Source organism: Mesobacillus jeotgali (assembly GCF_002874535.1).
Classification (GTDB): domain Bacteria; phylum Bacillota; class Bacilli; order Bacillales; family Cytobacillaceae; genus Mesobacillus; species Mesobacillus jeotgali.
In genome coordinates, this window is the sequence record NZ_CP025025.1 from 172,686 (window position 1) to 198,238 (window position 25,553).

31 protein-coding genes are annotated in these 25,553 nt (G+C 42.8%); 25 read left to right on the plus strand and 6 right to left on the minus strand.

Annotated elements, in window-relative coordinates; translation table 11 throughout:
* Nucleotides 1–434 precede the first annotated feature (434 nt).
* The 5 genes from abc-f (at nt 435) to CD004_RS00800 (ending at nt 4,365) form a co-directional block, all read left to right on the plus strand.
* Complete coding sequence (abc-f, locus tag CD004_RS00790) at nt 435–2,348, plus strand: ribosomal protection-like ABC-F family protein (RefSeq protein WP_102261017.1); 1,914 nt, start codon at nt 435–437, stop codon at nt 2,346–2,348.
* A 156-nt stretch (nt 2,349–2,504) separates the two neighbouring features.
* Nucleotides 2,505–2,960: a DUF2269 family protein gene (locus tag CD004_RS00795; protein WP_158651442.1), complete on the plus strand. Its 456-nt coding sequence runs from the start codon at nt 2,505–2,507 to the stop codon at nt 2,958–2,960.
* Nucleotides 2,961–2,972: 12 nt separating this feature from the next.
* Nucleotides 2,973–3,119: a hypothetical protein gene (locus CD004_RS23605; RefSeq protein ID WP_158651443.1), complete on the plus strand. Its 147-nt coding sequence runs from the start codon at nt 2,973–2,975 to the stop codon at nt 3,117–3,119.
* A gap of 15 nt (nt 3,120–3,134) precedes the next feature.
* Nucleotides 3,135–3,278, plus strand: a complete 144-nt coding sequence (locus CD004_RS23610) for a hypothetical protein (protein ID WP_158651444.1) — start codon at nt 3,135–3,137, stop codon at nt 3,276–3,278.
* Between the two features lie 589 nt (nt 3,279–3,867).
* Nucleotides 3,868–4,365: a TspO/MBR family protein gene (locus CD004_RS00800; RefSeq protein WP_102261019.1), complete on the plus strand. Its 498-nt coding sequence runs from the start codon at nt 3,868–3,870 to the stop codon at nt 4,363–4,365.
* Nucleotides 4,366–4,635: 270 nt separating this feature from the next.
* Here CD004_RS00800 and CD004_RS00805 read toward each other — a convergent pair whose 3' ends face one another.
* Complete coding sequence (locus CD004_RS00805; RefSeq protein ID WP_102261020.1) at nt 4,636–5,076, minus strand: peroxiredoxin-like family protein; 441 nt, start codon at nt 5,074–5,076, stop codon at nt 4,636–4,638.
* Nucleotides 5,077–5,352: 276 nt separating this feature from the next.
* On the opposite strand from CD004_RS00805, the gene CD004_RS00810 reads away from it, so the two are divergent.
* Nucleotides 5,353–6,324 carry a PstS family phosphate ABC transporter substrate-binding protein gene (locus tag CD004_RS00810; RefSeq protein ID WP_102261021.1) on the plus strand — a complete coding sequence of 324 codons (972 nt, stop codon included), beginning with the start codon at nt 5,353–5,355 and terminating at the stop codon, nt 6,322–6,324.
* Between the two features lie 300 nt (nt 6,325–6,624).
* Complete coding sequence (locus CD004_RS24565) at nt 6,625–7,155, plus strand: CBO0543 family protein (RefSeq protein WP_102261022.1); 531 nt, start codon at nt 6,625–6,627, stop codon at nt 7,153–7,155.
* 67 nt (nt 7,156–7,222) lie between these two features.
* Here CD004_RS24565 and CD004_RS00820 read toward each other — a convergent pair whose 3' ends face one another.
* Nucleotides 7,223–7,798, minus strand: a complete 576-nt coding sequence (locus CD004_RS00820; RefSeq protein WP_102261023.1) for a hypothetical protein — start codon at nt 7,796–7,798, stop codon at nt 7,223–7,225.
* Nucleotides 7,799–7,971: 173 nt separating this feature from the next.
* Here CD004_RS00820 and CD004_RS00825 point away from each other — a divergent pair, with 173 nt between their 5' ends.
* The 5 genes from CD004_RS00825 to CD004_RS00845 all read left to right on the plus strand — a co-directional run bounded on the left by CD004_RS00825 (nt 7,972) and on the right by CD004_RS00845 (nt 13,557).
* Nucleotides 7,972–8,253: a GNAT family N-acetyltransferase gene (locus CD004_RS00825; RefSeq protein ID WP_102261024.1), complete on the plus strand. Its 282-nt coding sequence runs from the start codon at nt 7,972–7,974 to the stop codon at nt 8,251–8,253.
* Nucleotides 8,254–8,430: 177 nt separating this feature from the next.
* Complete coding sequence (locus tag CD004_RS00830) at nt 8,431–9,414, plus strand: ring-cleaving dioxygenase (protein WP_102261025.1); 984 nt, start codon at nt 8,431–8,433, stop codon at nt 9,412–9,414.
* Between the two features lie 56 nt (nt 9,415–9,470).
* Complete coding sequence (gene wrbA / locus CD004_RS00835; RefSeq protein WP_102261026.1) at nt 9,471–10,076, plus strand: NAD(P)H:quinone oxidoreductase; 606 nt, start codon at nt 9,471–9,473, stop codon at nt 10,074–10,076.
* A gap of 262 nt (nt 10,077–10,338) precedes the next feature.
* The gene (locus tag CD004_RS00840; RefSeq protein WP_102261027.1) at nt 10,339–11,853 is read left to right on the plus strand and encodes a UDP-N-acetylmuramoyl-L-alanyl-D-glutamate--2,6-diaminopimelate ligase; all 1,515 of its coding nucleotides are present in this window, start codon (nt 10,339–10,341) and stop codon (nt 11,851–11,853) included.
* Between the two features lie 243 nt (nt 11,854–12,096).
* Nucleotides 12,097–13,557 (plus strand): protein adenylyltransferase SelO, encoded by a 1,461-nt coding sequence (locus CD004_RS00845; RefSeq protein WP_102261028.1) that lies wholly within the window; start codon nt 12,097–12,099, stop codon nt 13,555–13,557.
* Nucleotides 13,558–13,600: 43 nt separating this feature from the next.
* Here the strand turns inward: CD004_RS00845 and CD004_RS00850 are convergent, their stop codons facing one another.
* Nucleotides 13,601–14,479, minus strand: a complete 879-nt coding sequence (locus CD004_RS00850; protein WP_158651445.1) for a MerR family transcriptional regulator — start codon at nt 14,477–14,479, stop codon at nt 13,601–13,603.
* A 171-nt stretch (nt 14,480–14,650) separates the two neighbouring features.
* Here CD004_RS00850 and CD004_RS00855 point away from each other — a divergent pair, with 171 nt between their 5' ends.
* A complete protein-coding gene (locus CD004_RS00855; RefSeq protein WP_102261030.1) occupies nt 14,651–14,845 on the plus strand; it encodes a DUF378 domain-containing protein in 195 nt (64 codons plus the stop codon).
* Nucleotides 14,846–14,956: 111 nt separating this feature from the next.
* Nucleotides 14,957–15,133, plus strand: coding sequence for an SE1832 family protein (locus CD004_RS23965; protein ID WP_170029930.1), 177 nt, complete (start codon nt 14,957–14,959; stop codon nt 15,131–15,133).
* 330 nt (nt 15,134–15,463) lie between these two features.
* Here CD004_RS23965 and CD004_RS00860 read toward each other — a convergent pair whose 3' ends face one another.
* Entirely contained in the window at nt 15,464–15,760 is a 297-nt protein-coding gene (locus tag CD004_RS00860) for a hypothetical protein (protein WP_102261031.1), read from the minus strand.
* Nucleotides 15,761–16,837, minus strand: coding sequence for a Gfo/Idh/MocA family protein (locus CD004_RS00865; protein ID WP_158651446.1), 1,077 nt, complete (start codon nt 16,835–16,837; stop codon nt 15,761–15,763).
* A gap of 168 nt (nt 16,838–17,005) precedes the next feature.
* On the opposite strand from CD004_RS00865, the gene CD004_RS00870 reads away from it, so the two are divergent.
* From CD004_RS00870 to CD004_RS00910, 9 genes are all read left to right on the plus strand, one after another.
* Complete coding sequence (locus CD004_RS00870) at nt 17,006–17,479, plus strand: DUF5662 family protein (RefSeq protein WP_102261033.1); 474 nt, start codon at nt 17,006–17,008, stop codon at nt 17,477–17,479.
* Between the two features lie 29 nt (nt 17,480–17,508).
* Nucleotides 17,509–17,685 (plus strand): DUF4083 family protein, encoded by a 177-nt coding sequence (locus CD004_RS00875; protein WP_102261034.1) that lies wholly within the window; start codon nt 17,509–17,511, stop codon nt 17,683–17,685.
* A 120-nt stretch (nt 17,686–17,805) separates the two neighbouring features.
* Nucleotides 17,806–18,015, plus strand: a complete 210-nt coding sequence (locus tag CD004_RS00880; protein ID WP_102261035.1) for a hypothetical protein — start codon at nt 17,806–17,808, stop codon at nt 18,013–18,015.
* A gap of 375 nt (nt 18,016–18,390) precedes the next feature.
* A complete protein-coding gene (locus tag CD004_RS00890; protein ID WP_102261037.1) occupies nt 18,391–18,663 on the plus strand; it encodes a hypothetical protein in 273 nt (90 codons plus the stop codon).
* Between the two features lie 49 nt (nt 18,664–18,712).
* Nucleotides 18,713–19,096, plus strand: coding sequence for a hypothetical protein (locus CD004_RS00895; RefSeq protein ID WP_102261038.1), 384 nt, complete (start codon nt 18,713–18,715; stop codon nt 19,094–19,096).
* A gap of 114 nt (nt 19,097–19,210) precedes the next feature.
* Nucleotides 19,211–19,384, plus strand: a complete 174-nt coding sequence (locus tag CD004_RS23615; RefSeq protein WP_158651447.1) for a hypothetical protein — start codon at nt 19,211–19,213, stop codon at nt 19,382–19,384.
* 133 nt (nt 19,385–19,517) lie between these two features.
* A complete protein-coding gene (locus CD004_RS00900) occupies nt 19,518–20,327 on the plus strand; it encodes a hypothetical protein (protein WP_102261039.1) in 810 nt (269 codons plus the stop codon).
* Nucleotides 20,328–20,786, plus strand: coding sequence for a hypothetical protein (locus CD004_RS00905; RefSeq protein WP_102261040.1), 459 nt, complete (start codon nt 20,328–20,330; stop codon nt 20,784–20,786).
* A 56-nt stretch (nt 20,787–20,842) separates the two neighbouring features.
* Complete coding sequence (locus tag CD004_RS00910; protein ID WP_102261041.1) at nt 20,843–21,409, plus strand: DUF4256 domain-containing protein; 567 nt, start codon at nt 20,843–20,845, stop codon at nt 21,407–21,409.
* A 121-nt stretch (nt 21,410–21,530) separates the two neighbouring features.
* On the opposite strand, the gene CD004_RS00915 is transcribed toward CD004_RS00910, so the two are convergent.
* Complete coding sequence (locus tag CD004_RS00915; RefSeq protein ID WP_407657673.1) at nt 21,531–22,538, minus strand: NADP-dependent oxidoreductase; 1,008 nt, start codon at nt 22,536–22,538, stop codon at nt 21,531–21,533.
* Between the two features lie 262 nt (nt 22,539–22,800).
* Between CD004_RS00915 and CD004_RS00920 the strand changes: the two genes are divergently transcribed.
* Nucleotides 22,801–23,586, plus strand: a complete 786-nt coding sequence (locus CD004_RS00920) for an SDR family oxidoreductase (protein WP_102261043.1) — start codon at nt 22,801–22,803, stop codon at nt 23,584–23,586.
* A gap of 134 nt (nt 23,587–23,720) precedes the next feature.
* Complete coding sequence (gene pepF / locus CD004_RS00925) at nt 23,721–25,538, plus strand: oligoendopeptidase F (protein WP_102261044.1); 1,818 nt, start codon at nt 23,721–23,723, stop codon at nt 25,536–25,538.
* Nucleotides 25,539–25,553 lie beyond the last annotated feature (15 nt).

Sequence of the window (25,553 nt, forward strand, 5' to 3'; positions counted from 1 at the left end):
TAATAAGGATTTTGTATTGAGTGTAAAAATGCCTATGGTGCATAGGTTTATTTCGTTATGCTCTTTATGGAATTACGGCAATTAGAAGATAACTTACTTTACTGAATCGTGATAGTGATTTTTTGGCATAGGCTTATTTGTGCTTGCTGAAAATGGTGATTCAAGACTGTAGGGATTTCTACAGTCTTTTTTGTTTATATATAAGAAAAGTAATTTTCCACTTCGAGAATTGTCCAGCTCCACCGCCTAGCCCCTTGAGTCGCTTCGGTCCGCCCAATGAAGTCAAAGAACGACTTCACTGGTCGGCCCTCCAGCGCTTGTCGGGGCTGACCAAGGCGTTTCCGCTTTTCTTATAAAATTGAATAGTAAATAGGTTCTTCTTTGTGCTGTCCATAAAAAGCGTAGCTTCATTATGGATGAAAGAAGGAATTGATATGTTAGAACTTAAAGTGCATGGAATTAAAAAATATATGGAAGCGACGCTGGTCGTGAACAGTTTTACATTGGAAGCTTTTGAAGGGGATAAGGTCGGGATCGTCGGTGCGAATGGAAGCGGCAAAAGCACGGTTCTTAAAGTCATCGGCGGGATTGAACCCATGCATTATTATCCTGGCTATCCACAGACCTCGAGCCCGGGCTATGATGAGGGGCTGGTCCATCGCCCGAGGGGAGCATCGTTTGCTTACTTGGAACAGATGCCTTCATATCCTGCCGGCCTGAAAGTGATCGATGTGCTGAATCTGGCCTTTGAAGAGGTTCATGAAATTGAAATACAGATGCGAGAGATCGAGGCTCAGATGCAGGTTTTAGAGGATGATGCTTTGGAAAAAGCGCTTAATAAATATAGTGATTTGGTGAATCTATATGAAACAAAGGGCGGTTATGAGCAGGAGGAGAAGCTAAGCAAGGTTTGCACCGGGCTTAAGTTTACCGAAGATTTTTTACAGAGGGATTTTGATTTGCTTAGCGGCGGGGAGAAGACGACGGTAGGTCTCGGGAAAATCCTGATTCATCAGCCGGATATCCTGCTGCTTGATGAGCCGACGAACCATCTTGATATGGAATCAATTGAATGGCTGGAAGGCTTTTTGAAAAATTATAAAGGCATCGTGCTGATTGTCTCGCATGACCGCTATTTTCTTGATAATGTCGTCAATAAAATCGTCGAGATCGAGGATATGGAAACGATTAGCTATAGGGGGAACTATTCCAGTTTTATCAGCCAAAAGGAAGAGAATATGCGGGTGCAATATGAGCATTTCCGCGAGCAGCAGAAGAAGGTCAATAACATGGAGAAGCAGGTGACGAGCCTGCGTGACTGGGCGTTGCGTGCCGACAATAACAAATTTTTCAGGCGCGCGGCGAGCATCCAGAAGAAGCTTGATAAGCTGGACCGGATTGATAAGCCGATTTTTGAGCGACGGAATATGCGTTTGAGTTTTAACGATGCGGTGCGCTCCGGGAATGAAACGATCAAGGCGGTTGATGTTTCTAAGCGCTATGAGGATAAGGTGATTTTTAACAGCGCTGACCTGATGGTTCATTACGGTGAGCGGGTCGGCCTTGTTGGTCCGAATGGCAGCGGTAAGACGACGTTCCTGAAGATGCTTCTCGGGGAAGAGCAGCCGGATGCCGGTGTGGTAGAGTTAGGCGCAAACGTGATGGCTGCCTATCTGCCACAGAAGATTGATTTTAAAAATGAAGAACTGACGGTGCTTGAGTGTTTCCGTGAGGATATCTCGATTGTTGAAGGGAAAGCGCGTGAGTATCTGGCGAAGTTCATGTTTTACAAAAAGAGTGTCTTCAAGAAAGTGAAATTTCTCTCCGGGGGCGAGCGCATCAGGCTGAAACTGGCGATGCTGATGTTCCAGGATATCAACTTGCTGATTCTTGATGAGCCGACGAACCATCTTGATATTGATTCGATCGAGACTTTGGAGGCCGCCCTGGAGGATTTTAAGGGTACGATTTTCTTCATTTCACATGACCGCTATTTTATCAATAAAATCGGGGAGCGGGTGATTGCTGTTGAGGATTGTGGGCTGAAGAGCTATGAGGGCAATTACGATGATTATAAAAGGGAGAAGGCCACGGCAGAGCAGAAAACTGTGATCGAACCGGTGTCTGTTTTCAAGGAGAAGAAGGTGGCGCAACAGCCGCCACCGGAACCTTCCGCCGCAAAGCTTTTCAAGAAAATCGAAGGCCTGGAAAAAGAAATCTCAGAGCTTGATTTAGTGATGGGTATTAACCAGGATTATGAGGAACTGGATAAGCTGTATAGCAGGAAACAGCAACTGAATGACGAACTCGATCTGGCAATGGAGATGTGGTTAAGTGCCGGTGAGTAAGAGAGAGGAAGCATGGAATTGTTCATTGTTCATGCTTCCTTTTTTTGTTGATGCAGGAGAAAACACTATAAACAAGTTGAAAATATAGAATTTTTTACCCTGAGAGGGAATATTTATGGTATAAATATATAGGTAAAAAGCACTAGAGGAATGAGTGTGACTTTATATGGATTATTAGTTTTAGTTCATGTCATCGCGGCCGTTGTTGGTTTAGGAGCGAGCTTTGGAATGCCGGTTGTAGCCAAGTTTGGTGCTAAGTCAGTAACGAACGCAAAAGTTTGTTTTGAGATTAATAAAAAAATAGAGATGTTTGCCAAGGTTGGATCGCTTACTTTGCTAGCCAGCGGGATTCTGATGGCCATCGTCAACCCAGTCCTTTGGTCACAGGGTTGGTTCATCGGATCTTTAATTATTTACGTGCTGATTCAGCCTGTTGTCGCAGCAATGTTGCCAAAAACAATCGAAAAGCAAGTCGATATCGTGATGAACAGCGGTGACGGCGAACTGCCAGCCGAATATCATCAGCTTGATAAAAAAGCTTCCAAGCTAAACGGCATCGCACATGTCGCAGCAGTTGTGCTCATCGTGCTTGTGTCAACAAAACCATTCTAGGGGGAATTATGAATGCAAGCAAAGCCAATGTTCTATGATGGATGTGGAGAAAAGAAACAGACGACAAGTGCTGCTGCAGGTACACAGGCCTCCAGTATCGTAATCACTGAAGAAATGAGGAAGTCCATCGGCGGAAATCCTTATGTGTTTGTGAAGTAGGATGATAGAGAGAGAGTGCTAGCCATTTTGGCTGGCGCTTTTTTTGTTATTCAGACAGGTATGGTTGTGCGAGGAGAAAAGCTGGCAGAAGTAGGGGGAAGTTCGGACAGGTTTGGTGGTGCTGGGCCAAAAGCTGTCAAGAAAACGAAGGAATTGTGACAGGTTTGGGGTCATAGGGCTAAAAGCTGTCAAGAAAACGAAGGAATTAAGACAGGTTTGAGGTCATCGGGTTAAAAGCTGTCAAGAAAACGAAGGAATCAAGACAGGTTTGAGGTCATCGGGTTAAAAGCTGTCAAGAAAACATAGGAATTGTGACAGGTTTGGGGTCTTGAGTCCAAAAGCTGTCAAGAAAACGAAGGAATTGTGACAGGTTTAGTGTCGTGAGTCCAAAAGCTGTCAAGAAAACGGAGGAATTAAGACAGGTTTGAGGTTATAGGGCTAAAAGCTGTCAAGAAAACGTAGGAATTGTGACAGGTTTGGTGTCTTGAGTCTAAAAGCTGTCAAGAAAACGGAGTAATTAAGACAGGTTTGAGGCATAGGGCTAAAAGCTGTCAAGAAAGCGGAGGAAGTGTGACAGGTTTGGTGTCTTGAGTCCAAAAGCTGTCAAGAAAACGAAGGAATCAAGACAGGTTTGGGTGCATCGGGCTAAAAGCTGTCAAAATAGATGATCATCACAAGTTTGTTTCGTAATATCATATGTTTTTTTCGCGAAAACTAGGAAATAGTAAGAAAAAGGCAGGTGATATTTATGAGTGTTCTAAGAGTGAATGGAAAAATAGATAAGGGCAAGCTCGCCAAGGAGTTGCTGATTCCGGTTGTCGGCGGTATGGTGACTGGGATGATTGCGACGAGGCGGGCGAAGGAGAAGTACAGTAAGCTAGAGAAGCCGGATAATGCGCCGCCTTCGTGGGTGTTTCCTGTTATGTGGACAGGTTTGTATGCGACGATGGGGCTTGCGAATTACCGGGTGTCGATGAAAAAGAAACCTACCGCCACCGCGGAAACCCTCTATGATATCCAGCTTGGATTGAATTTTCTATGGTCATTCTTATTTTTCAAATGGAACCTTCGTGGTACGGCGTTTGCAGAGATCGGCTTGCTGCTGGGCATGATTACATTGACAACATATCAATACTATCAAAAAGATAAAATCGCCGGCAGGCTGATGCTGCCGTATATTGCATGGGTGGCTTACGCGCTTCAGCTAAACTACAGCATGTGGAATTTGAACAAAGATCGAATGTAAAATCTTTACTGAATTATGCAACTTTTCCAATCTGTCCTCCGTCTAAACTAGTAGACTACCAATCCTTCTAAAAATTGGGTGAATAAAAGTTTGCTAGTTTGGGAATACTATAACCAACAACATATTAACAACGGAGGTAGATTAGGATGAAACAAATTAAGGAATTCATGAATGATGAGGGTTTTGAATTAAAAGGTTATATTTCACAGTTATTTGAGCAAGTTTCCGATAAAGATGAAAAGAAGAAACGCTGATCGCGAGTTAAGCTGATCAGCGTTTTTTCATTTGCTGCAAGACTTCATCAATTTTTGCGTGATCCTCGGGTGATTCATCGATATGCTTCCATAAGAGTTTGCCTTCGGCCGAATAGAGCCATGTTCCTCCCTGGATGTAGACGTCCTGCGTCTTCATCGATTTCATGACGAATTCCTTCTGCTTTTCGTTTTTAGGAATGAAGTCTTTGACTTGACCGGTAATGAAACCGAAACCCGCCTTCGCCAGCAGCTTCCACTTAGGCATCGTTTTATGTCCCATACCCCGATATGCTTTACGCGTTGGATCCCCAAGTATAGGAAATGGAAAAGGCCCAAACTGGTCAATGAATTGCTTGATAAATGATCCTTTTGAAGGAGCGACAGCAACAACCTGGTAGCCTGTTGCTTCAACTTCAGTTATTCGCTCGCGCAACTGCGCAAGATATTCCCGGCAGATTGGTCAGCCAAGGTGGCGGACAAAAACGACCATCGTCGGATTCCCCTGAATGGCTGTTCCCAAGGTTAGTGATTTTTCGGGATCTGTAGTTTCTAATACATAGTCCATCTCGAAACCTCCTTTTCCTCACTATATATAACTTCTCCCCTTGAGGAAAGAATTAACATTCCTTAACAAACCTTTTCAATTAATTTACACCTCCTTAAAACAACATTAATAACTGTCTAGTAATCTTGTTCTTGTAGCAACGGACATAATATTAGGGGGAATTAAGGAATGAAGAGTTTTAAAAAGTTAGCGATGTTTACTATGCTTGCTGGTGTAATGGCTTTCGGAACGGCTTGTTCAGATGGAGAAAGCAACGCAGAGGCGACGAATGGTTCTAATGAAACTGAAACTCAACTTGAAGGCAGCGTTGTGATCGATGGTTCAGGTACGGTTTATCCGTTCATGGCAAAAATGGCTGAAAACTATATGGGTATGCAGGAAGATGTTTCTGTAGAAGTAAGCCGCTCCGGAACATCCGCTGGTTTTAAGAAATTCCTTGTTGAAGAAGGAACAGATTACAATGATGCATCACGCCAGATCAAAGACGAAGAAAAAGCTAAAGCTGAAGAGCTAGGCATTGATGTAAAAGAAATGAAAGTAGCTTTAGATGGCATTACCATCGTTATTAATAAAGAGAATGATTGGGCTAAGGAACTGACAAAAGAAGAAATCGTTGATATCTTCCTAGCTGAAGGCGGAAAGAAAAAGTGGTCTGATGTCCGCGCTGACTTCCCAGCTGAAGAGATTAAGACATACGGCCCTAACGAAAACCACGGAACATATGAGTTCATGTTCGAAAAAATCCTTGAGGAAAAAGATCTTGTAGAAGGTATCAATCTTCAGCAGGACTATGCAACACTTGTTGACCTGGTATCAAAAGACAAGAATGGGATTGGCTTCTTCGGCTATGGATATTATGCAAGCAACAAAGACAAATTGGCAGCAGTGAGCGTGGATTTCGGTAACGGACCTGTTGAACCTTCGCTGGAAACAATAAAGGAAGACGGAAAATACGGTCCATTCACACGCCCGGTTTTCACATACTTGAATGTTAATAACGCAAAAGAGAAAGCACAAGTACTTGATTACGCAATTTACACAATGCAAAATGCTCAGGATATTGCTGCAGAAACTGGCTTCGCACCACTGACAGATGAAGACATCCAGGCGACATTATCAGAACTAGAAGAATTGAAATAAACAAAAAGGAAGTATGAGGCATGTTCTCGTACTTCCTTTTTGTATTAATAAAAAATCCTTAACAGGAGGCTTTCTAATCAGTTGAGGTAAACGAGGATGAAAAGGACTTTTTATGTGCTTTTTCCCGTTTTATTTCTCATACGGATCGACCTCCCGACTGATTATTAATTTGTATCATTCCTCCTTAAGGTAAGTTTGTTCTTCAAAAGATAGTAGCGATTAAGAAATAATTGATAGAGGAATGGGTATACTACGGAAAGGGTTTCCTTTATTTGTAAATAATTTTCGGTGAGGCAGACTATGACGAATGCGATTTATGCGATTTTTTGGTTGGGGATCTTAATAATATGGGGGGATTGGAGGAACTGGAGAAGGTACTATCCGACAATCCTTTTCTTTATGCTTGGTGATTTTATTTATCTTTATTTACTGTCGGATTATTATCCAATGTGGAGGTATGTACCCTCTCCTGGTGACAGGGAAATTGGAATCACCAATGCACATATTTCGTTTTCCATCATGATATTAAAATATCCTGCGACATGTCTTGCCTATTTGTCTCATTTTCCACAACAAGGTGCCATCATTAAGTTCTTATATTATTTAGGGTGGATGCTAATTTACATCATAAATGAAATGATTGACCTGCATTATCATTTAATAAAATATTACAATGGCTGGAATTTCGGTTGGTCTATTCTTTTTAACGCGGTCATGTTCCTTATATTGAAGATCCATTTTCATAGGCCGGTATTCGCCTGGATCCTCTCGGCCGTTTTTATTGTTTTTTTATGGAATAGATTTGAGGTACCCTCGAGTGTTTTTCGGTAGAGGTTTCCTTCTAGCTTATAAAAAATAGGCCTGGTATCAGGCCGTTTTTATTTTTGAGCAATCCAAATTATTTATTTGAGCCATATCTTTTCTTAATCCACAGAAAAAAGTCAGTAATTACTTTCGCGAAAATAAATACAAATACGTAGCTGATAAATAAGTGAAAATAGTTAATCGACCCATACATTTTAAATAGTCCTAATCCGACAAGCATAGGTTTAAAAACAAATGAAAGGATTACCGATGTGATAGTGGCATACATATAATATTTTTTATTACTGGTCATCGATGATTGATATACGAAAATAAAAATGATTGGTATCAAGCTGGAATCGAGCGAAATCCCCGGTAAAACAGGAATGACAGGAAAAGGATAATTCCAGTAACCCATATTTCTACCATATAAATCTATATATCCAAAGGGCATATGGATACTGTAGCCGTAAAAGAGAATCTGGAAAAGCTTATTTTTGTTGATTTTAAGAAGTAGAATGATGAGCGGGACCACAAGGAATAAGACCATTAGCCAGTATTCAAAAGAGGTATATAGGGAAAAGTCCCACCAGTACTCATTTAAAGCTTTTTGCCCTTCCTTTCCCATCTCAACAATCTTGTCAAAACGCGATAGACGCTCATTTTCCATATTAATCATTCCTTTTAAAAGCCGGTTTTGCATACATATCTTTAGATTGTCATGTTCAATAATTTCGTATGCATCGTATAGACTTGTTTGAAAATGTTTTACAAAAGTGAGTAGAACCGTTTTGAAGCGGGAATAAGAGGAAGACAATTATCACTAGATCAGGAGGTGTTGTTATGTCGTTTAAATATGCAGAAGAAGTTGGACGTTTTGTCGCGAAAGATTCAGATGGGCTCGAGGTAGGAGAAGTAACTTATACTAGGGATGGAGATAAGTTTCTTGTCATTGACCATACCGGTGTCGATCCTGCAAATCGCGGCCAGGGCGTGGCGGAAGAATTGGTACGCCAGGTTGTTGAGAAGGCAAAAAATGAAGGTCTGAAGGTGGAGCCGGTTTGTTCCTTTGCGCAAAAGGAATTCGAGAGAAAAGATGAATATAAAGAAGTTCTAAAACAATAGTTCGAAAGCCCTTGAGTGATTTCAAGGGCTTTTATCCAAGTTGACATGATCATAATCACATGATAAAATTATCTCGAATTCAAGATATTATGTTTTTTTCGAAGTCATTAAGGTTAAAGTAAGAATAGATATTTTTTTGAATTAATATCTCGGTTTCGAGATAAAGGGGGAGACAACTTGAACGAATTAAAAGGAATACACCATGTTACAGCCATTACAAGCAGCGCAGAAAAGAACTATGAGTTTTTCACATATGTGCTGGGAATGCGTCTTGTAAAAAAGACCGTCAACCAGGATGATATCCGTACTTATCACTTATTTTTCGCTGATGATAAAGGATCGGCGGGAACGGATATGACATTCTTTGATTTTCCTGGGATTCCTAAGGGGTCACATGGAACGGATGAGATTTACAAAACCGGCTTCCGTGTTCCGACAGATGAGGCGCTGGAATACTGGGTGAAGCGTTTTGATAAATACGACGTCAAGCATACGGGCATCAAGGAACTGTTCGGGAAAAAGACGATTTCATTCGTCGATTTTGATGATCAGCAATATATTCTTGTTTCTGATCAACACAATGAAGGTGTTGCGTCAGGAACTCCATGGCAAAACGGTCCGGTACCGTTGGAGTACGCGATCACAGGTCTTGGACCGATCCACATCCGCATCTCACGCTTCGATTATTTTAAAGAGGTATTGGAAAAAGTCATGCATATGCGAGAAGTAGGGCAAGAGGGTACACTCCACTTATTCGAAATGGGTGAAGGCGGGAACGGCGCACAGGTCATTGTTGAGGATAACAAAGTGCTGCCGGCAGGACGCCAGGGATTCGGCACAGTGCATCACGCAGCATTCCGTGTTGCTGACACATCGGTTCTTTATGAGTGGATCGATCATATGAAGTCTGCTGGATTCGGCACATCCGGTTATGTCGACAGATTCTTCTTTGAATCATTGTATGCGCGTGTGGCGCCTGGAGTCTTGTTCGAATGGGCAACAGACGGACCAGGTTTCATGGGTGACGAACCATACGAAACACTTGGTGAAAAATTGTCACTGCCGCCGTTCCTCGAATCGAAGCGTGAACAAATCGAGGACTTTGTGCGACCGATTGATACCGTCCGCAGCACGCGCAAGATTGAAAAAGAGTATCTGTAGGCCGAGTTTGCAGGACGGGAGATTGTGGAAAACTACTACTAAAGGAGGCAGATATAATGGTTAAATTAGCAGTGATTTTTTACAGCATGGGTGGAACGAATGTGCAGCTTTCTAAGTGGGCTGCGGAAGGCGCAAAAGGAGCTGGCGCAGAAGTAAAGGTTTTTAAGGTGAAGGAATTAGCGCCTGAATCAGCGATTGAAGGAAACGAAGCATGGAAAGCAACAGTTGAGGCAACAAAGGATATCCCTGAAGTGACTCCAGACGATCTTGAATGGGCAGACGCAATCATTTTCAGCGTTCCTACGCGATTTGGAAACATGCCATCCCAGATGAAGCAATTCCTTGATACAACAGGCGGCCTCTGGGCCCAAGGCAAGCTCGTGAACAAAGTCGTGAGCGCCATGTCCTCCGCGCAAAATCCTCACGGTGGGCAAGAAGCTACTATTTTGTCACTCTACACTACGATGTACCACTGGGGTGCAATCGTTGCAGCGCCAGGATACAGTGACCCAGTAACCTTCGCTGCTGGCGGCAACCCATACGGAACAAGCGTAACAGTCGACCAGGACGGCAACATGATTGAAGACGTCGAAGCTGCGGTAAAATACCAGGCGAAGCGCACTGTGACTGTTGCAGGATGGGTTAATAACGGAAATCAATAATAGAAAAACTTTTTAAAGACGAACAGTTTTGATGCTGTTCGTCTTTTTTGTAATTTTTGGAAGAAGCTGAATAGAATTGGATTATTAAATGTGCCGGAACGGGTGTATACATTTGTCTATTGGGTAAAAGAATAAAGTCTGTCCACTAACATTGGAAAATAATCACAGCCTAAGAAGTAGAGTCCGCATCTCCTGTATTGGATCCACCGTGACTATCCACCATTAACCTTTCAACGATATCCCACTCAGAAGGAGAGAAAGTATGTATATTCATTTCAATCATCACAGCCAGCTTTCGATTAAGAGGATTTTGGGAACGCCTGAACAAGATATTAGCGGGATTTATTATGATTCGAGGAGAGTTACTCCTAATTCGGTGTTTGTCTGCATGAGCGGGGAAAACCATGATGGCCATTTGTATATAAAAGAAGCTGTTGAGAAGGGTGCAGGTGTCATTGCCGGTGAAAACCTTGAGCGGCTTGAGGAAGCGTTTCACCAGTATCCACACGTGACATTTGTTTTAACCGAAAGCGCTCGCAGCTTCCTGGCAAGGATTTCAATCATCTTTTATGAACGAGTCCATGAAAAAATCAAAACGGTGGGAGTAACCGGAACGAATGGCAAAACAACTGTAGCGGCCTATGTAAAATCACTTATGACAAATTTAGAAATGCCGAGCGGATATATTGGTACAATTGGAATGTTCTCCTCAAAGGGCAGAATTGAATTCAGCCAGACGACCCCGACTACACCTGAATCAATTGATTTGCATTCTATTTTTAATCAAATGTACCTGCAGGGTGACCAGCTTGCTTCGATGGAGGTGACCTCCGTGGCCATCGAACAGAAGCGAGTAGAAGGAATCAACTTTGATATTGCCATACATACAAACCTGACGCCCGAACATCTTGAATTCCATCATACATTTGAAAATTATCGCAACGCTAAGCTGAAGCTGTTCCGCCAGGCAAAACAAGCCGTAGTGAATATGGATGATGAGGGAATGTCAGCTGAAATCCTCGAAATTTTTAACGGACCTGTGCTGACATACAGCCTCGATAAGAACACAGAGGCGGACGTGAAAGCGAGCAATATCAAGATGTCTGCCACTGGGACGGTCTTTGAGATGATTGTCGGGGGAGAGTCCTATATCGTCAGGGCTCCGATTTTCGGCAATTATAATGTTGCAAACCTTCTGGCGGCAGTATGTACTGCGCTGCATTCCGGATTCACCGTCGAGGAAATTCTCCCGGCGATCACGATGCTTGAAAGCCCTGAAGGAAGGCTTGAAGTGTTGCAGGAATACGGAAACCGAAACATTATCCTGGATTATGCACACACGCCTCCAGCCTTGAAAAACCTGATCAAAGAGGTGAAAAAAATGCCTCACCGTCGCCTGATTGTGATGATTGCGGGGATAGGGATCAGGGATTGGGAGAAGATGCCGCAAATGGCCCAGGCGATTGAAGGGGAGGCGGATGAAATTGTTGTTTCGGTTGATCACCCGGGCTTTCATGATCCTGAGGATATTATCGATAAGGTTCTTACCGGTTTTAAAAAGCCGCGAGCGGGCAATATCCATAGAGCGCCAACTCGTCATGAGGGTGTCCTGGCTGCTATGGACTTAAGCAGTGAAAAGGATCTGATCGTCCTGACAAGCGGCTGTATCAACGGGGCACAGCTGGTAAAAGGAGAACGGATCCCGCATTCCGATAAAGACATCATCCGTAATTATTTCATGTTGGAAAAAGAGACCCGCAGCGTGGAGTATGTCTAAGGGTAGATATAAGAATAGCCTAATCCTCCGCAGGATTAGGCTATTTTTATAAAAAACCTGGCTGTTTTTAGTGGAAAGGCAGCACGACGCTTGCCAATGGTTTTTGCGAATTTTCAAGCGTAATATCAATACAAATGACAGCTTTACCGATCAATAGGGAGGGTATATTAAGTAACAGGAAGAATACATTAATGGATATGAAAAGCGAACGAAGATATAGTGAAAGTTAAGGAGGCAATCCACATGACGAATAATCAAGCCGGCTGGAATATCGATAATAGCTATTCACGGCTGCCTAAAATATTTTATAGTCTTCAGAAACCAGCTCCTGTGGAGGTACCGGAACTGGTCATCTTTAATGAGTCGCTTGCGGAGGAGCTCGGTTTAAATCCTGAAGTGCTGCAAGATGACGAAGGGGCTGCCGTCTTTGGCGGCAACGAGGTCCCAGAAGGGGGAACTCCGCTTGCCCAGGCATATGCAGGACATCAATTCGGTCATTTCACGATGCTTGGCGACGGGAGGGCAGTTCTGCTTGGCGAGCAGGTCACCCCTGATGGCGAGCGATTTGATATCCAGCTGAAAGGCTCAGGGCGTACACCATATTCCCGTGGCGGAGACGGCCGTGCAGGACTTGGACCGATGCTCAGGGAATTTATCATCAGTGAAGCAATGGTAGGTTTGGGAATCCCGACGACCAGAAGTCTGGCAGTGACGACAACGGGGGAGCAAATCATCCGCGAGACGATGCAAACTGGAGCAATCCTAACCCGTGTGGCAGCCAGTCATCTAAGGGTTGGTACATTCCAATTTGCCGCGAACTGGGGTAAGACAGAGGACCTGCGGGCATTGGCTGATTATGCAATCGAGCGTCATTATCCTGAAGTTGAAGGAGAGGAAAACCGCTACCTTTCCTTTTTGAAAAAAGTAATCAAGCGTCAGGCAGCATTGATTGCGAAATGGCAGCATGTTGGTTTTATCCATGGGGTCATGAACACTGACAACATGACAATCAGCGGCGAGACGATTGATTATGGGCCATGTGCTTTCATGGACACCTATGATCCGGCGACCGTTTTCAGTTCAATTGACCGCGACGGCCGCTATGCATATGGGAATCAGCCGTATATTGGCGGCTGGAATCTTTCGAGGTTTGCTGAAGCCTTGTTGCCTTTGCTGAATGAAGATGAAGACGAGGCGGTAAAACTGGCGGAGGAAGCCCTCTCTGAATTCCCAGAGATATTTGAGTCAGAATTCATATCCGGAATGAGATTGAAACTGGGTATTTTCAATGAGGAAAAAGAAGACAAGGCGATTATATCCGACCTGCTTAATCTCATGCATAAGCATAAAGCTGACTTTACGAATACGTTTAAAGCATTGACCTTTGACCAGTTAGAAGAATCGGAGTTGTTCAAGGCTCAGGAGTTCACGAAGTGGCATGGGAGATGGGAGGAAAGACTTGGGCGCCAGGAGCAATCGAAGGAAGACGCACAGGAGCTGATGCGTGACAACAATCCGGGTGTCATACCGCGAAATCATAGGGTAGAGGAAGCACTCGAGGCGGCTGTGAATGGTGACTTGAGTGTCATGGTGAAATTGCTCGAAATCCTTGCCAACCCATACGAGCATTCAGCTGAACAGGCCGAATACTGCAAGCCGGCACCCCCATCAGTACGTCCATACAAAACTTTTTGCGGGACATAAGCGAAAAGCAACGCTGCGGCGTTGCTTTTCTTGTGTGAAAATTTTATATTCCCCGCATAAACGAGTCATACCATTTGTCCCAGTCAAACCCGAGTGAGTAGGTGACAGATTTTGACTCCAGTTTTGGACATTCATCAACACAGCTGCCCCCGACAATGAATTTCAGGGATGGATCCAGTTTGAGGCAAGATTGAATCCAGTCCTCCACCTTTTTAATGGGTTTCGGATTCGTCATTGAAATCGCGACAACGCTAATATTTTTCATTTTTATCAGATCTGATAATCCTTCAAGTGGTGTATTCGGGCCTAAATATATGACGTCATGGCCCTTCTTTTTTAAAAATAAGCTGAAAACCATCAATCCGATTTGATGCTGCTCTCCTTCTGGACAGAATGCCAACACTTTCTGAAGTGCTGGATTCACAGGCAAAATCCTCAGGAACTGGGTGCAGCGGTTGATAATGAACTGCGAAGCAAAATGCTCCTGGGCAACGCTGATGGCGCCATTCTCCCATTCATCTCCAACCTTATACAAAACCTGAACTAATATGTGATGGAATACCTCTTCATAGTCATACAAAGAAAAAGCAAGGTCCGCAATCTGGTTTGCCTTCTGGGTATCAAGGTTGATTAGGGATTCGTATAGCTTTTCTTTTAACTCACCGTACTTGTCATTTTGTGATGGAGGCGGGGCGGAAGCCGGAGGGGACTCCTGCAGCAGCCGGACTGCGTCACTGATTTTCATGTTTTTTTCATGTACTTGAGTCTTAATCCACTTCAGTGTTTCGAGATCCTTTTCGCTATATAAACGGTGGCCGCCATCGGTCCTTGTCGGAGCTACAACATTGTAGCGGTTTTCCCAGGCCCTAATCGTGACGGCGGGTATATCCAATCGTTCTGATACTTGCTTAATGCTATACAATATTTTCACCTCCACTCATCAGTATAGAGAAATTATACAAAAATTACACAGGTTAAAAGTTGTCAAATCAACATTTTAATATAATTATATAAAATGTTTGCTAATTTTGTATAGGTTTTGTATAATTAAATCGAAAGGTTATACAAAAATTATACAATGGGTGGTGTCAAAATGAAAACTTTAAATTTGGTATCATTAGTATTGCTTATTGTCGGCGGTTTAAATTGGCTTTTGGTTGGTTTATTTGAATGGGATTTAGTCGGCGGTCTTTTCGGAGGCATGGACAGTCCAATTGCAAAGGTAGTCTACATCCTTGTAGGTCTTGCAGCCATTTATAGCATCACGCTTTTTAAAGTGAATAAATAGTGGAAAGGGCGTACAGAAACTTATCTGTACGCCTTTTGTATGCTTCTTGAATAAACGCCCCTATATCGCTATTCTAAAGAAAGAAATCGTCATAACAGGGGGAACTAATCAATGGATAAAAGAGAAATAGAATATAAAATCGTCGAATTGAAAGACGAGTATTTACAGCTTCAGCACAATCTTGAAAAATTGGAATCTGTAAAAGGCAACCTGCATCCGCTGGAGAAGCGGCTGGCAGCGATTGAAGAGGAATTAAGTTCCCTAAACACTATGCTTCGGGATATGTAGCATGACAAGCCTGTAAACCATTCCCTTTTAAAAAGAATTTCTTTTCCGAAATCTAGTAACCATCAAAAGTAAATAAGCGGAGATTTTCCGGTTAAATGCAGACTAGAACTAGTTTCGGGGGGATATAAGGGGAGGTTTTCCGCTTATTCACTTTAAAATCCCCGATTTTCGAAGTTTTCGAGTCAATAGGCGGAATCTCTCCGTCTATTTAAGCTTTTTTAAAGGATAAATACTAATTAAGCGGAATTTTTCCGTCTATCAGCTCGGGTGCTCAACCTGAGCCCCCAAGTAATAAGTGCGGACGCTCATCAGTTTTTAATGCCTTTAATATTAATGATGCGCGGAGGATTCTCCAGGGATATAAAAAGGCATGAATCCGAAAAAATCGTACTCATGCCCTGGCATTCCCGTACAAAAATTATTGACCAAAAGTTTGATTAACCCCATTTTCCCATCGGCCACATCGTTTGGCACTTTAATCAAACGTTTGATTAATATCTTACAATGGACTTTTTTAGGAAGCGAGAGAGTCATCTCTTGGCATCCTGGGATTTTGGAATAATAAAAGGCATCAGCCTGATAAGATACCTGTCTCATGCCTTTTAGGCTTCCTGTAACGTGAATCATTTATTTTACTTCTATTTTTCGACCTTCGCGTGCTGAGGTTCTTACTGCATCCAATACTTTTTGAGTCGTATGTCCATGCCCGAAATCAGCAAGATACGGATGCTTATTTCCGGAAACAAGTGTTTCATGGAGCGCATCTAAAGCTCTTTGGAATCCATTATAGTATCGTGCTGCGATTTGCGGCATAGTGGAAGGTGCCTCTAAATCGGCTGACAGCTCGACTTCTTCAAGTGCTGCATTTCCTTCAGAAAGCAGTACTTTGTTGTCATCCAGCATCACAAGTGTGCCTTCCGTACCGTAGATTTCAAGTCTCCATGTGTGTGAGGTTTGGCGCGCTGCGGAAATGAGCTCAAGCGTTACAGTAGCTCCATTTTCCAGAGACCCGATAATCTGGAAAGCATCGTCCGCTGTTCGGTGTTCAGTATTCCCGTTTTCATCAGTCTGGGTGGGGATGTGAATTGGCAGCTGGGCGAACACATCTTTAAATGAGCTGTCCATCCACCATTGAAGAGCGTCTGTCATATGAGATCCGATTGCGCCAAGCATTCCGCCTCCCTTTTCTTCCTGGCCAAGCCAGCCACGCGGTTTTGAAATCAGTCCGTTATAATTGGCAAAAGAGCACTCATAACGGACATGCAAAATTCCCCCGAGTTTTCCGCTTTCCATGATTTCTTTTATCTTCATACGTACCGGCAAAAAGCGAAATTCATGATTAATCAGCCCGAGTTTGCCAGCCTTGTCTCTTTCCGTAATCATTTCTTCTGTTTCAGCAACATCCATGGCCATTGGTTTTTCGCAAACAACATGAACGCCCTTCTTAAAAGCAGCGGCAACCATTTCCTTATGTAAATGAACGGCCGAAGCAACTACGACTAAATCGAGTGTTTCCTTTTCAATCATTTCACGCCAGTCGGTATAGACATTCTCAATCCCGCTGGCTTTCTGTGCTTCCACAATATTCCCCCTTGAAACACTCGAGATAGCCACGACTTCAAACCCCTCATGGTGGTCCATCAATGGAGCATGAACCTTTGCGCCAAAACCAGTTCCGATTATCCCGACTCTAAACTTTTCCAAAAATACCACCCCTGTCCAGAATATAATTTAATAGTAAGTCCGGAAGGGGAGGAATGTAAATCAATATAAACAACAAACAAATACCTTTTTATTACAGATTGGGAGGAATACCATCCTATCAAGGAGAATATGAACTGACAATATACTCTAGTAAAGTAGGGGGTTACTATGCTAAAAGCTTGCTGGAGAAACCTTCTTTATATACTTGAACATAAAATCAATGTTTTAGTTGAATGTTGGAAAGAAGGTTTATACATTCAAGGGATTACTCATGACTTATCAAAATTTAATCCAAAGGAATTTATACCATATACGAAGAAATTCTTTTTGGATAGGAATATAGATTCTATTGATGAAATGAAATGGAAGTTTGCTTGGCTCCATCATCAACATAAAAATAAACATCATTGGGAGTATTGGGTAGTCGATCCAAATCAAAAGCTCGCCTTGCCAATGCCTAGAAAATATCTGCTTGAAATGGTATGTGATTGGCGTTCTTTTTCGAGAAGGTGGGGGAGGAAGGTCAAGCTGTCCACTATCAGTCTTTCAGATAAAATGATACTGCATCCTGAAACAAGAGATGCACTGGAAATGATTATTCAGAATGAAAGGGAAGCGGAGTTTAAAGAAACTATAGGTTAATAATCAAAAAAATATGGAGCGATGTTAATATGAATATTGGAGATCTATTATTTCAGCTTATTGCTATCCTTTTGATGATTGGTATTGTTGCGACTATTTTTTATGTTATCCGGTCACTTGTAATAAAGCAGCCAGACAATCAAAAGAGCATGGAACGAAAACTTGACCGAATAATTGAGCTGCTTGAGAAGGAAAATAAAGACTAAACAGCTTATATAATTGTATGTCGGCACATGGTATAATGAGGAACTTAGATGGATTTTAAACATAATTGCACGGATGCTCGAAAAGCCTCCGCCTAGCGATCATATATGGAGGTATAAGAAATGAATAAACGATGGACGATTGATAAAATCAAAGAGTTTGTGGAGAAAAATTCAGAGAGTAAGCTGCTGACGACAGAATATCACGGTTTTTCCCAAAAATTACTATTCAAATGCGCTTGCGGCAACAATTTTGAAAAACCCTTCAAGAAATTCAAGGATAATCACCAGCGCAAATGCGAAGTATGCCAGCCGCCAAAAGCTTCGCGCTAACTGGACAAGGTGAGGCATTAAAGTTAAGTGTTGCCTCAGGGCTTCATGCCAAACAAGGTAGCTTTTTTAGTGAAAAGCTCAATATTCTATCAAAGGAAGCGTAAATCTTGGAGGATTCACGCTTCTTTTTGTTGAACTTATTGAAAAGAATCTTACAGGAGTTACAAGAATAATAATGAAGAGATATATGTTGAAAAAGGACTTTAAGGGTTTGAAAAAAGGAACTCAATTCTATTTGATTGCTGAATCGGAATTTATCGGGGTCAAAGAGTATGTGCTGCGAACCAGGGATTTAAGAATCAGAATATCAATCAATGATAGTGAGTTTCGGCAGAATTTTATTTTGCTAAGTTAGAAATGGAGGTAAAGGTAGTCATGTATTTGTTTTTATCCATTTTGTTAAGTGTCATTCTGGGTTACCTTCTATTTGCTATGGGCCCGATTATAGGTGGCATCCTTGCCTTCGGTATTATTGCAGGCAGTCTATTTAGAGGGATATATTTGCTTAATGACGTCCGTAAAAGGGTTGCGGCTATATCGCCTGATGCAAGTGTACAAGAGCAGTTGCAGGAGCCTGTACTTGAAACCGTTCCTGAACATTTGCAAAGCCCGAGCGCTTATAAAAAATACCTGGAAGCTAAACAGTAGAAAGAAAACCATAAGTCTTTAGAAATTGCCGATATGTGGAGGAATCTAAATGTCATTAGCTGAATTATTGGTTTTTGGTATTGTCTGGGGAGGCTTGATGGTTTACTTCTTAACGCCTTTTAACAATAAGATTAGTAGCAAAGGAAACTCAAAGGTGTCAGTATCCAAGGCATTTAAGGAGAGTTTGACTAGACTGATTTTACATAAAAAGGCCATTCTGGCATTGCTAATGTTGATCATCACTTTAAATTTCATCTGGTCTTATTTTATATCGATTGATGATCATAACAAACTCCACGGAGTCACCAGTGAATCGGTGAAACCACAGGCGATTTTATCCATGGTTAGTTTAACTCTGTATTCCGTACTTCTATATATCTTGCTTGCGGTTAGAAGGGTCCTAAAATTCAAAAATAATGGAACGAACGGGTAGAGCCAATTATCACCAGTGAGGTAGACGTTTAAAGGGGAAAGGTACTACTTTCATGGCTGTGATTGCTTAACAAGGAGGATTAGTTTTGAAGAGGTTTTATGTGGGGGGACAGGTTTGAAAAGAAATACTAAGCTGTTTATCGTGTTTCTGATGATTGTAAGTTATTCAATTGTGTCTTACGGTTCTGGTTCGGAAACGCTGAAGTATATCGGAAAAGGCCTGTTGGCTATTCTAGTAGCTATAATGCTTTGGGACGCATTCAGGGATGATAAGGGGAAAGGGATATAATTGCTGTCGCAAGTTCAGCTACTCCAATATGGACAGTAATTTTGAGTCACATTGCTCATACTTAGAGTGACTGAATAAAATTACCAGATTTATTAAAAGATAGCCTTAACATACAAAAAAGTTGAGGATACTTATGCAAAATTTCAATCCAACCAATCCAGTTAACCCTTCCCGAAAAGCACGGAGGTTTAAAGCACACGTTAGTACCCTTGGTACCACTCAACTTCATCTGCGAAATCCCTTCATTATTGCCTGGTGGTCAGCCGCGTTTCCGGGGTTTGGACATCTTCTTCTGTCTAAATATCTTAGAGGTTATGCTTTATTTATTTGGGAGATTTTTGTTAATAATATGGCTAACATAAATCAGGCTATGGTTTTTTCTTTTACCGGGAATATAGAGATGGCAAAAGACGTTCTTGATCCAAGATGGACACTTATGTATATTCCAGTTTATATTTTTGCAATTTGGGATAGTTACCGAACCACTGTTGATATGAATAAAGTGTTCCTTTTAGCGGAACGAGAGGATGCGGAATTCAATTCATTTGTCATTGGTGCTGCAGAGATCAATTATTTAGATAAAAGAAGACCGCTCAATGCCATTGTATGGTCTATCCTTACGCCGGGGTTGGGTCAATTGTATATCCATCGAGTGATCACTGCGATTTACACCTTGATATTTATGATTGTTTTTGTATATTTTTCAAAGATCCTGGTTGCTATCCATCTGCTTTTCCTGGGGGATATCAGTGAGGCGACACAAGTCCTTGATCCGCAATGGCTCCTGTTTATGCCTTCTCATTACGGGTTTGCAATCTATGATTCATACGTCAATACAGTCGAAAATAATAAGCTATATGAAAGTGAACAAAGAAAATATCTTAAAGAAAATTATCAACAATACCGGGTGAAAATGCCTGTTTCAGTGGATGAGGTGAAATAATTGCAGATTTTCTCGACCTTTGAACATTCCTCATATCTTGAACTTGCCATCACTTCTTTGGAAAAAGTAGGTGTGAAAAAAGAAAGTATCCTTGCTGTTCCCCTTATTAATAGAGTGGAGGAAAGGAGATTATTTGATACACTTCATCGTGCTGATGGTATTAGCCTATTTGACAAGGGAGCAGCGATTGGAACGGCCTTTTCTGTCGTTGGCGCAAGTGTAGGATTTATTTTAGAATGGGGGCCTATTTACTGGGGACTTATTGGCGCGGCAACTGGTTTTTTACTTGGATTTATAATCGACTACATTATCTATAAAGTTGTGCATAAGAGAAATAGGGTTGTTAAAGGGAAGAAGTCAGAAGTGGTGTTAGTCGTAGAATGTCAAATGGAATTGGTAGAAAAAGTTGAAGAGGTACTGTGGGAACATTTAGCATTAGGGGTAGCAAAATTAGAATAACACAATAGTAACAATCAATAATTTGTAATTGTGCATCAAAACAAGGGGGAGTTAATATGGCAAAGGGAAACAGAGAGTTGTCACGAGAACAACAGGAAGAACTGCTAGAAGCTTTGAAAGCTCGTTTTGAGAAAAATATGAACAGACATGAAGGCCTTGAATGGGCCGAAGTACAAGCTAAGCTCGAAAACAATACTGAAAAACTATGGTCGCTCAATGAGATGGAAACAACCGGCGGGGAGCCGGATGTTGTGGGTCTTGATCAGGAGACGGGCGAATACATTTTTTATGATTGTGCAGCGGAAAGTCCAAAAGGCCGCAGAAGTGTTTGTTATGATCGTGAAGCACTCGAGGCAAGGAAAAAACACAAGCCGGAGAACAGCGTGATGGATATGGCTACTGCCATGGGCATAGAACTTTTAACGGAGGTACAATATCGCGAGCTGCAGGAGCTTGGGAATTTCGATTTGAAAACATCGAGCTGGGTGCAAACACCTGAGAAAATTAGAAAACTCGGCGGGGCACTTTTTTGCGATCGCCGTTATGACACGGTTTTTGTGTACCACAATGGAGCGGATTCGTACTATGGTGCCAGGGGTTTCCGTGGATTGTTAAAGGTCTGATTTTTGTACAGAAAGATTTTGTAAAGCATGGTATAAGGCATTTTCGTTGTAAGAGGAGACAGTGTAGTTTGCTGGTAAATGGAAAGCCGTTACGGAAAGATCTCCGTAACGGCTTTGTCTATTATTTATCAGAATCTGCAACTTTAACGATCGCTTTTCCGAGATTAGCTCCCCTAAACAAATCCAAAAATGCGTCAATTGTATTCTCAAAGCCGTCTGTAACCGTTTCTTCATACTTCAATTTACCTTCCAAAAGCCAGCTGGCCAATTCTTTGGCACCTTCGCCAAAGCGGGACGAGTAGTTTCCTACTGTGAACCCTTGCATCAAAGAACTAGTCTTGATTAAGTAACCCTGTACACGAGGTCCTAGATCTGGCTCTGACTGGTTATACGCTGAGATCGCTCCGCAGACAGGAATCCTTGCGAAGTTGTTCAAGAGAGGGAAAATCGCATCGGAAATCTCTCCGCCGACGTTTTCAAAATAAACATCAATTCCATCAGGACAAGTCTCTTTTAGGGCATTTCCAACATTCTGTGTATTGTAGTTTATTGCTGCATCAAATCCAAGGTCATCTAAGAGATAACGGACCTTCTCATCGGAGCCAGCAATGCCAACGACCCTTGCACCTTTGATTTTTGCAATTTGACCCGCGATGGAACCGACTGCTCCGGCAGCACCGGAAACAACGACTGTTTCACCTGCTTTCGGCTTGCCGATATCCAATAAACCAAAGTATGCTGTAAGGCCAGTCATGCCTAATACACTTAAGTATGCGGAAATGGGTGCCAGGTTCGGGTCAATCTTACGGACTGTATTTTCTTTTGCGATGGAGAATTGTTGCCAGTCTAATGAGCCTATAACGAAATCGCCCACTTCAAAAAGATCTGACTGGGATTCAACCACTTTTCCGATTACGCCACTTGAAATCGCCTCGTTCAACTTGAACGGCGGAATATAGGATTTAGTGTCATTCATGCGCCCGCGTAAATAAGGATCGACCGAAATATAAATAGTCTGTAAAAGTATTTCTCCTTTTGCCGGTTTTTCTACAGGTACTTCAACAAATTCAAAATGGTCATATGTAGGAACTCCGGTTGGCCTCTTTTTTAGCTGTATTTGCTTTTGAATAGTAATCACCCTTCCAAATTGTTCTCTAGCCTTAATATACAGGAGAGAAGGGTGTATTCAAATTCATTTGATTTGTTATGGTGGTTTTAAATTACATTACAGCAACTATTGGAAGTGAAGAATACCTAGGAACAGAGTGCCAATTAATTCTATATAGGATATTAGGCATTGTTCCTGATTTCCTGCTAATCAATCTATGTTTTATAAATCCTCCTCCTGGGAAGATGAAACTATTAATTCATTTTGATAGGAGGAATCGGACATGGCTAAAACGATTTTTATTACGGGTGCAGGCAGCGGCCTTGGCCGTGGGGCTTCACTTGGGCTTGCTCAGAAAGGTCACCGGGTGATTGCGACGACTGAGCTGACTTCGCAAAAGACGGACCTGATGAGAGAGGCTGAGGAGCAGGATCTTGATATGGAAGTGTTCAAGCTGGATATTACGAATGAGCGGGATCGTGAACAAATCAAGGATTATGATTTTGATGTGTTTGTCGCGAATGCGGCGATCAATGAAGGCGGGCCGCTGGCTGAGGTGCCAATGGACCGGATCCGCGCGCTATTTGAGGTGAATGTTTTCGCTACGCTGGAAACTGTGCAACTCGCTGCGCGTAAGCTTGTGGAAAAGGGAAAGGGAAAAATCATTTTCATGAGTTCGATGGCGGGCATTTCTGCAACACCGTATGTCGGGCCATATACGGCCACGAAGCATGCGATCGAGGGAATCGCCCAAACGATGAAGTCGGAGTTGGCAAAGCACAATGTAAAAGTAGCGACGATCAACCCGGGGGCATTCGAAACAGGCTTTAACAAGCGGGCGGCTGAGGAAAAGTGGAAGTGGTACGATGAGGAGAAGAATTTTACCAGGAAAGAGGATATGGAAAAGCAGGAGGAAGGGTTGAAGAACCAGTTCGACCCTGAGGATATGATTGCGAAAATGGTAGAAATCATCCCTGCCGACCATCATAAATTCCGTACGGTTTACCCGGAGGAGACGGAAAGGCAACTGAAAAAGACGCAGGAAGAAAGATGGACGATGGATATTTAATTAGAGAGGTGAAGCCTGGCATTCGTTGAGTGCCAGGCTTCTTCGTGTACAGGTTTCCATCAAATTCAACGTGTAGAGGTTATTTGTTGTGGTATAGCTTTAGTAGACCAAAAGTTCGTTAGGAGGGAAGCAAGATGGCAAAAAAATCGAATGAGAGATTGAAACGACAAGAAGTGGATGAAAAGCAGACATGGGATTTAACTGCTCTTTTTAAAACGAAAAGTGACTGGGAAAATGAGCTGAAGGCGGTCAAAGAGGACTTGTCCGAAGTGACTAAATATAAGGGGAAGCTTGGCAATAGTGCAGGTGAGCTGCTGGGATGTCTTGAGGCCAAGGAGAAGCTGTTGGAACGTTTCAACCTTGTGTCAATGTACGCCAATCTGCGGCAATCGGTCGATCATACCGATCCGGAAAGACAGAAGGATGGTGCTAAGGCAAGTGATGCTCAGTCAACTGTCAATTCGGAGCTGGCGTTTGTAGAGACGGAAATCATCAAGCTTCCGGAGGGGAAGTTAGATCAATTTTTAAAAGAGGAGCCCGGATTGGATCCTTATAAGAAGTATCTGAATGATTTAGAGGATCGCAAGCCTCATGCACTCGGAGAGGAAACAGAGGAAACACTTGCAGCTCTTGGGTCACTGATCAGTTCCCCATACAATATCTACAACCGAGGGAAATTGTCTGATATGCAGTTTGATCCTTTTATCGATGACGAGGGAAATGAAATCCCATTATCATTTGCATTGTACGCGGGGAAATATGCCTCTTCACCGTCAGCAACCGTGCGCCGCAATTCATATGAAACTTTTAACAAGGCATTGAACCAATACAAGCATACTTTTGCGGCAACTTACGCGACCCAGGTAAATCAGGAGGTGGCAATGGCCCGGCTGAGGAACTATGATTCTGTCACCGATATGCTGCTGCATGATCAGCAGGTCACCCGGGAGATGTACGATAATCAGCTGGATATCATCCAGGAAGAGCTGGCTCCTCATATGAGGCGTTATGCTAAATTAAAAAAACGCGTTTTAGGTCTGGATAAGATGACGAATGCCGACCTTAAAGCGCCTCTGGATCCTGATTATAAAATACAGACTAGCTATGATGAGGCAGCTGAAACGGTCCAGGAAGCACTCGAAATCATGGGGCCGGAGTACAGCGAGATGATCAAGACGGCGCTGTCCGAGAGATGGGTTGACTATGCTGATAATGTTGGGAAGAGCACGGGTGCTTTTTGCTCAAGCCCATATGGAGCACATCCCTACGTCCTGATGACATGGCCGGATACGATGCGCGGTGCGTTTACGCTTGCCCATGAACTAGGGCATGCAGGACATTTTTACCTGGCAGGAAAGAATCAGCGAATGGTCAACACTCGTCCTTCGAGGTACTTTATCGAGGCGCCATCAACGATGAATGAGATGCTACTCGGGAACCACTTACTGTCAAATACAGAGGACAAGCGGAAAAGACGCTGGATCATCCTCCAGCTTTTAGGGACGTATTATCATAATTTTGTGACCCATCTGCTTGAAGGCGAGCTTCAGCGCAGAGTTTATAAACTGGCTGAAGAAGGGGAGCCATTGACTGCAGACTTATTGTCCAGGTTAAAGCTGGAGGTCCTTGAAAACTTCTGGGGAGACTCCGTCGAGCTGGATGCTGGTGCTGGTCTGACCTGGATGCACCAGCCGCACTACTATATGGGCTTGTATCCGTATACGTATTCGGCTGGATTGACAGTCTCGACGCTGGTTTCAAAACGAATCCTTGACGAAGGCAAGCCGGCAGTGGAAAACTGGCTCGACGTATTGAGGGCCGGCGGGACGTTGGAGCCTTTGGACTTAATCAAAAAAGCAGGAGTCGACATGTCCAAGCCTGAGCCTGTCCGCGAGGCTGTTGCCTATGTAGGTGAACTGATCACGGAGCTGGAAGCAAGTTTTGAAGAATAATTTTCTATAAGAATA

What these genes read in the sequence shown, in the direction of transcription:
- abc-f (WP_102261017.1), top strand. Translation starts at nt 435, where the DNA reads ATGTTAGAACTTAAAGTGCATGGAATTAAAAAATATATGGAAGCGACG.
- CD004_RS23605 (WP_158651443.1), top strand. Translation starts at nt 2,973, where the DNA reads ATGCAAGCAAAGCCAATGTTCTATGATGGATGTGGAGAAAAGAAACAG.
- CD004_RS00800 (WP_102261019.1), top strand. Translation starts at nt 3,868, where the DNA reads ATGAGTGTTCTAAGAGTGAATGGAAAAATAGATAAGGGCAAGCTCGCC.
- CD004_RS00810 (WP_102261021.1), top strand. Translation starts at nt 5,353, where the DNA reads ATGAAGAGTTTTAAAAAGTTAGCGATGTTTACTATGCTTGCTGGTGTA.
- CD004_RS24565 (WP_102261022.1), top strand. Translation starts at nt 6,625, where the DNA reads ATGACGAATGCGATTTATGCGATTTTTTGGTTGGGGATCTTAATAATA.
- CD004_RS00820 (WP_102261023.1), bottom strand. Translation starts at nt 7,798, where the DNA reads ATGGAAAATGAGCGTCTATCGCGTTTTGACAAGATTGTTGAGATGGGA.
- CD004_RS00825 (WP_102261024.1), top strand. Translation starts at nt 7,972, where the DNA reads ATGTCGTTTAAATATGCAGAAGAAGTTGGACGTTTTGTCGCGAAAGAT.
- wrbA (WP_102261026.1), top strand. Translation starts at nt 9,471, where the DNA reads ATGGTTAAATTAGCAGTGATTTTTTACAGCATGGGTGGAACGAATGTG.
- CD004_RS00840 (WP_102261027.1), top strand. Translation starts at nt 10,339, where the DNA reads ATGTATATTCATTTCAATCATCACAGCCAGCTTTCGATTAAGAGGATT.
- CD004_RS00845 (WP_102261028.1), top strand. Translation starts at nt 12,097, where the DNA reads ATGACGAATAATCAAGCCGGCTGGAATATCGATAATAGCTATTCACGG.
- CD004_RS00855 (WP_102261030.1), top strand. Translation starts at nt 14,651, where the DNA reads ATGAAAACTTTAAATTTGGTATCATTAGTATTGCTTATTGTCGGCGGT.
- CD004_RS23965 (WP_170029930.1), top strand. Translation starts at nt 14,957, where the DNA reads ATGGATAAAAGAGAAATAGAATATAAAATCGTCGAATTGAAAGACGAG.
- CD004_RS00860 (WP_102261031.1), bottom strand. Translation starts at nt 15,760, where the DNA reads ATGATTCACGTTACAGGAAGCCTAAAAGGCATGAGACAGGTATCTTAT.
- CD004_RS00870 (WP_102261033.1), top strand. Translation starts at nt 17,006, where the DNA reads ATGCTAAAAGCTTGCTGGAGAAACCTTCTTTATATACTTGAACATAAA.
- CD004_RS00875 (WP_102261034.1), top strand. Translation starts at nt 17,509, where the DNA reads ATGAATATTGGAGATCTATTATTTCAGCTTATTGCTATCCTTTTGATG.
- CD004_RS00880 (WP_102261035.1), top strand. Translation starts at nt 17,806, where the DNA reads ATGAATAAACGATGGACGATTGATAAAATCAAAGAGTTTGTGGAGAAA.
- CD004_RS00890 (WP_102261037.1), top strand. Translation starts at nt 18,391, where the DNA reads ATGTATTTGTTTTTATCCATTTTGTTAAGTGTCATTCTGGGTTACCTT.
- CD004_RS00895 (WP_102261038.1), top strand. Translation starts at nt 18,713, where the DNA reads ATGTCATTAGCTGAATTATTGGTTTTTGGTATTGTCTGGGGAGGCTTG.
- CD004_RS00900 (WP_102261039.1), top strand. Translation starts at nt 19,518, where the DNA reads ATGCAAAATTTCAATCCAACCAATCCAGTTAACCCTTCCCGAAAAGCA.
- CD004_RS00910 (WP_102261041.1), top strand. Translation starts at nt 20,843, where the DNA reads ATGGCAAAGGGAAACAGAGAGTTGTCACGAGAACAACAGGAAGAACTG.
- CD004_RS00920 (WP_102261043.1), top strand. Translation starts at nt 22,801, where the DNA reads ATGGCTAAAACGATTTTTATTACGGGTGCAGGCAGCGGCCTTGGCCGT.
- pepF (WP_102261044.1), top strand. Translation starts at nt 23,721, where the DNA reads ATGGCAAAAAAATCGAATGAGAGATTGAAACGACAAGAAGTGGATGAA.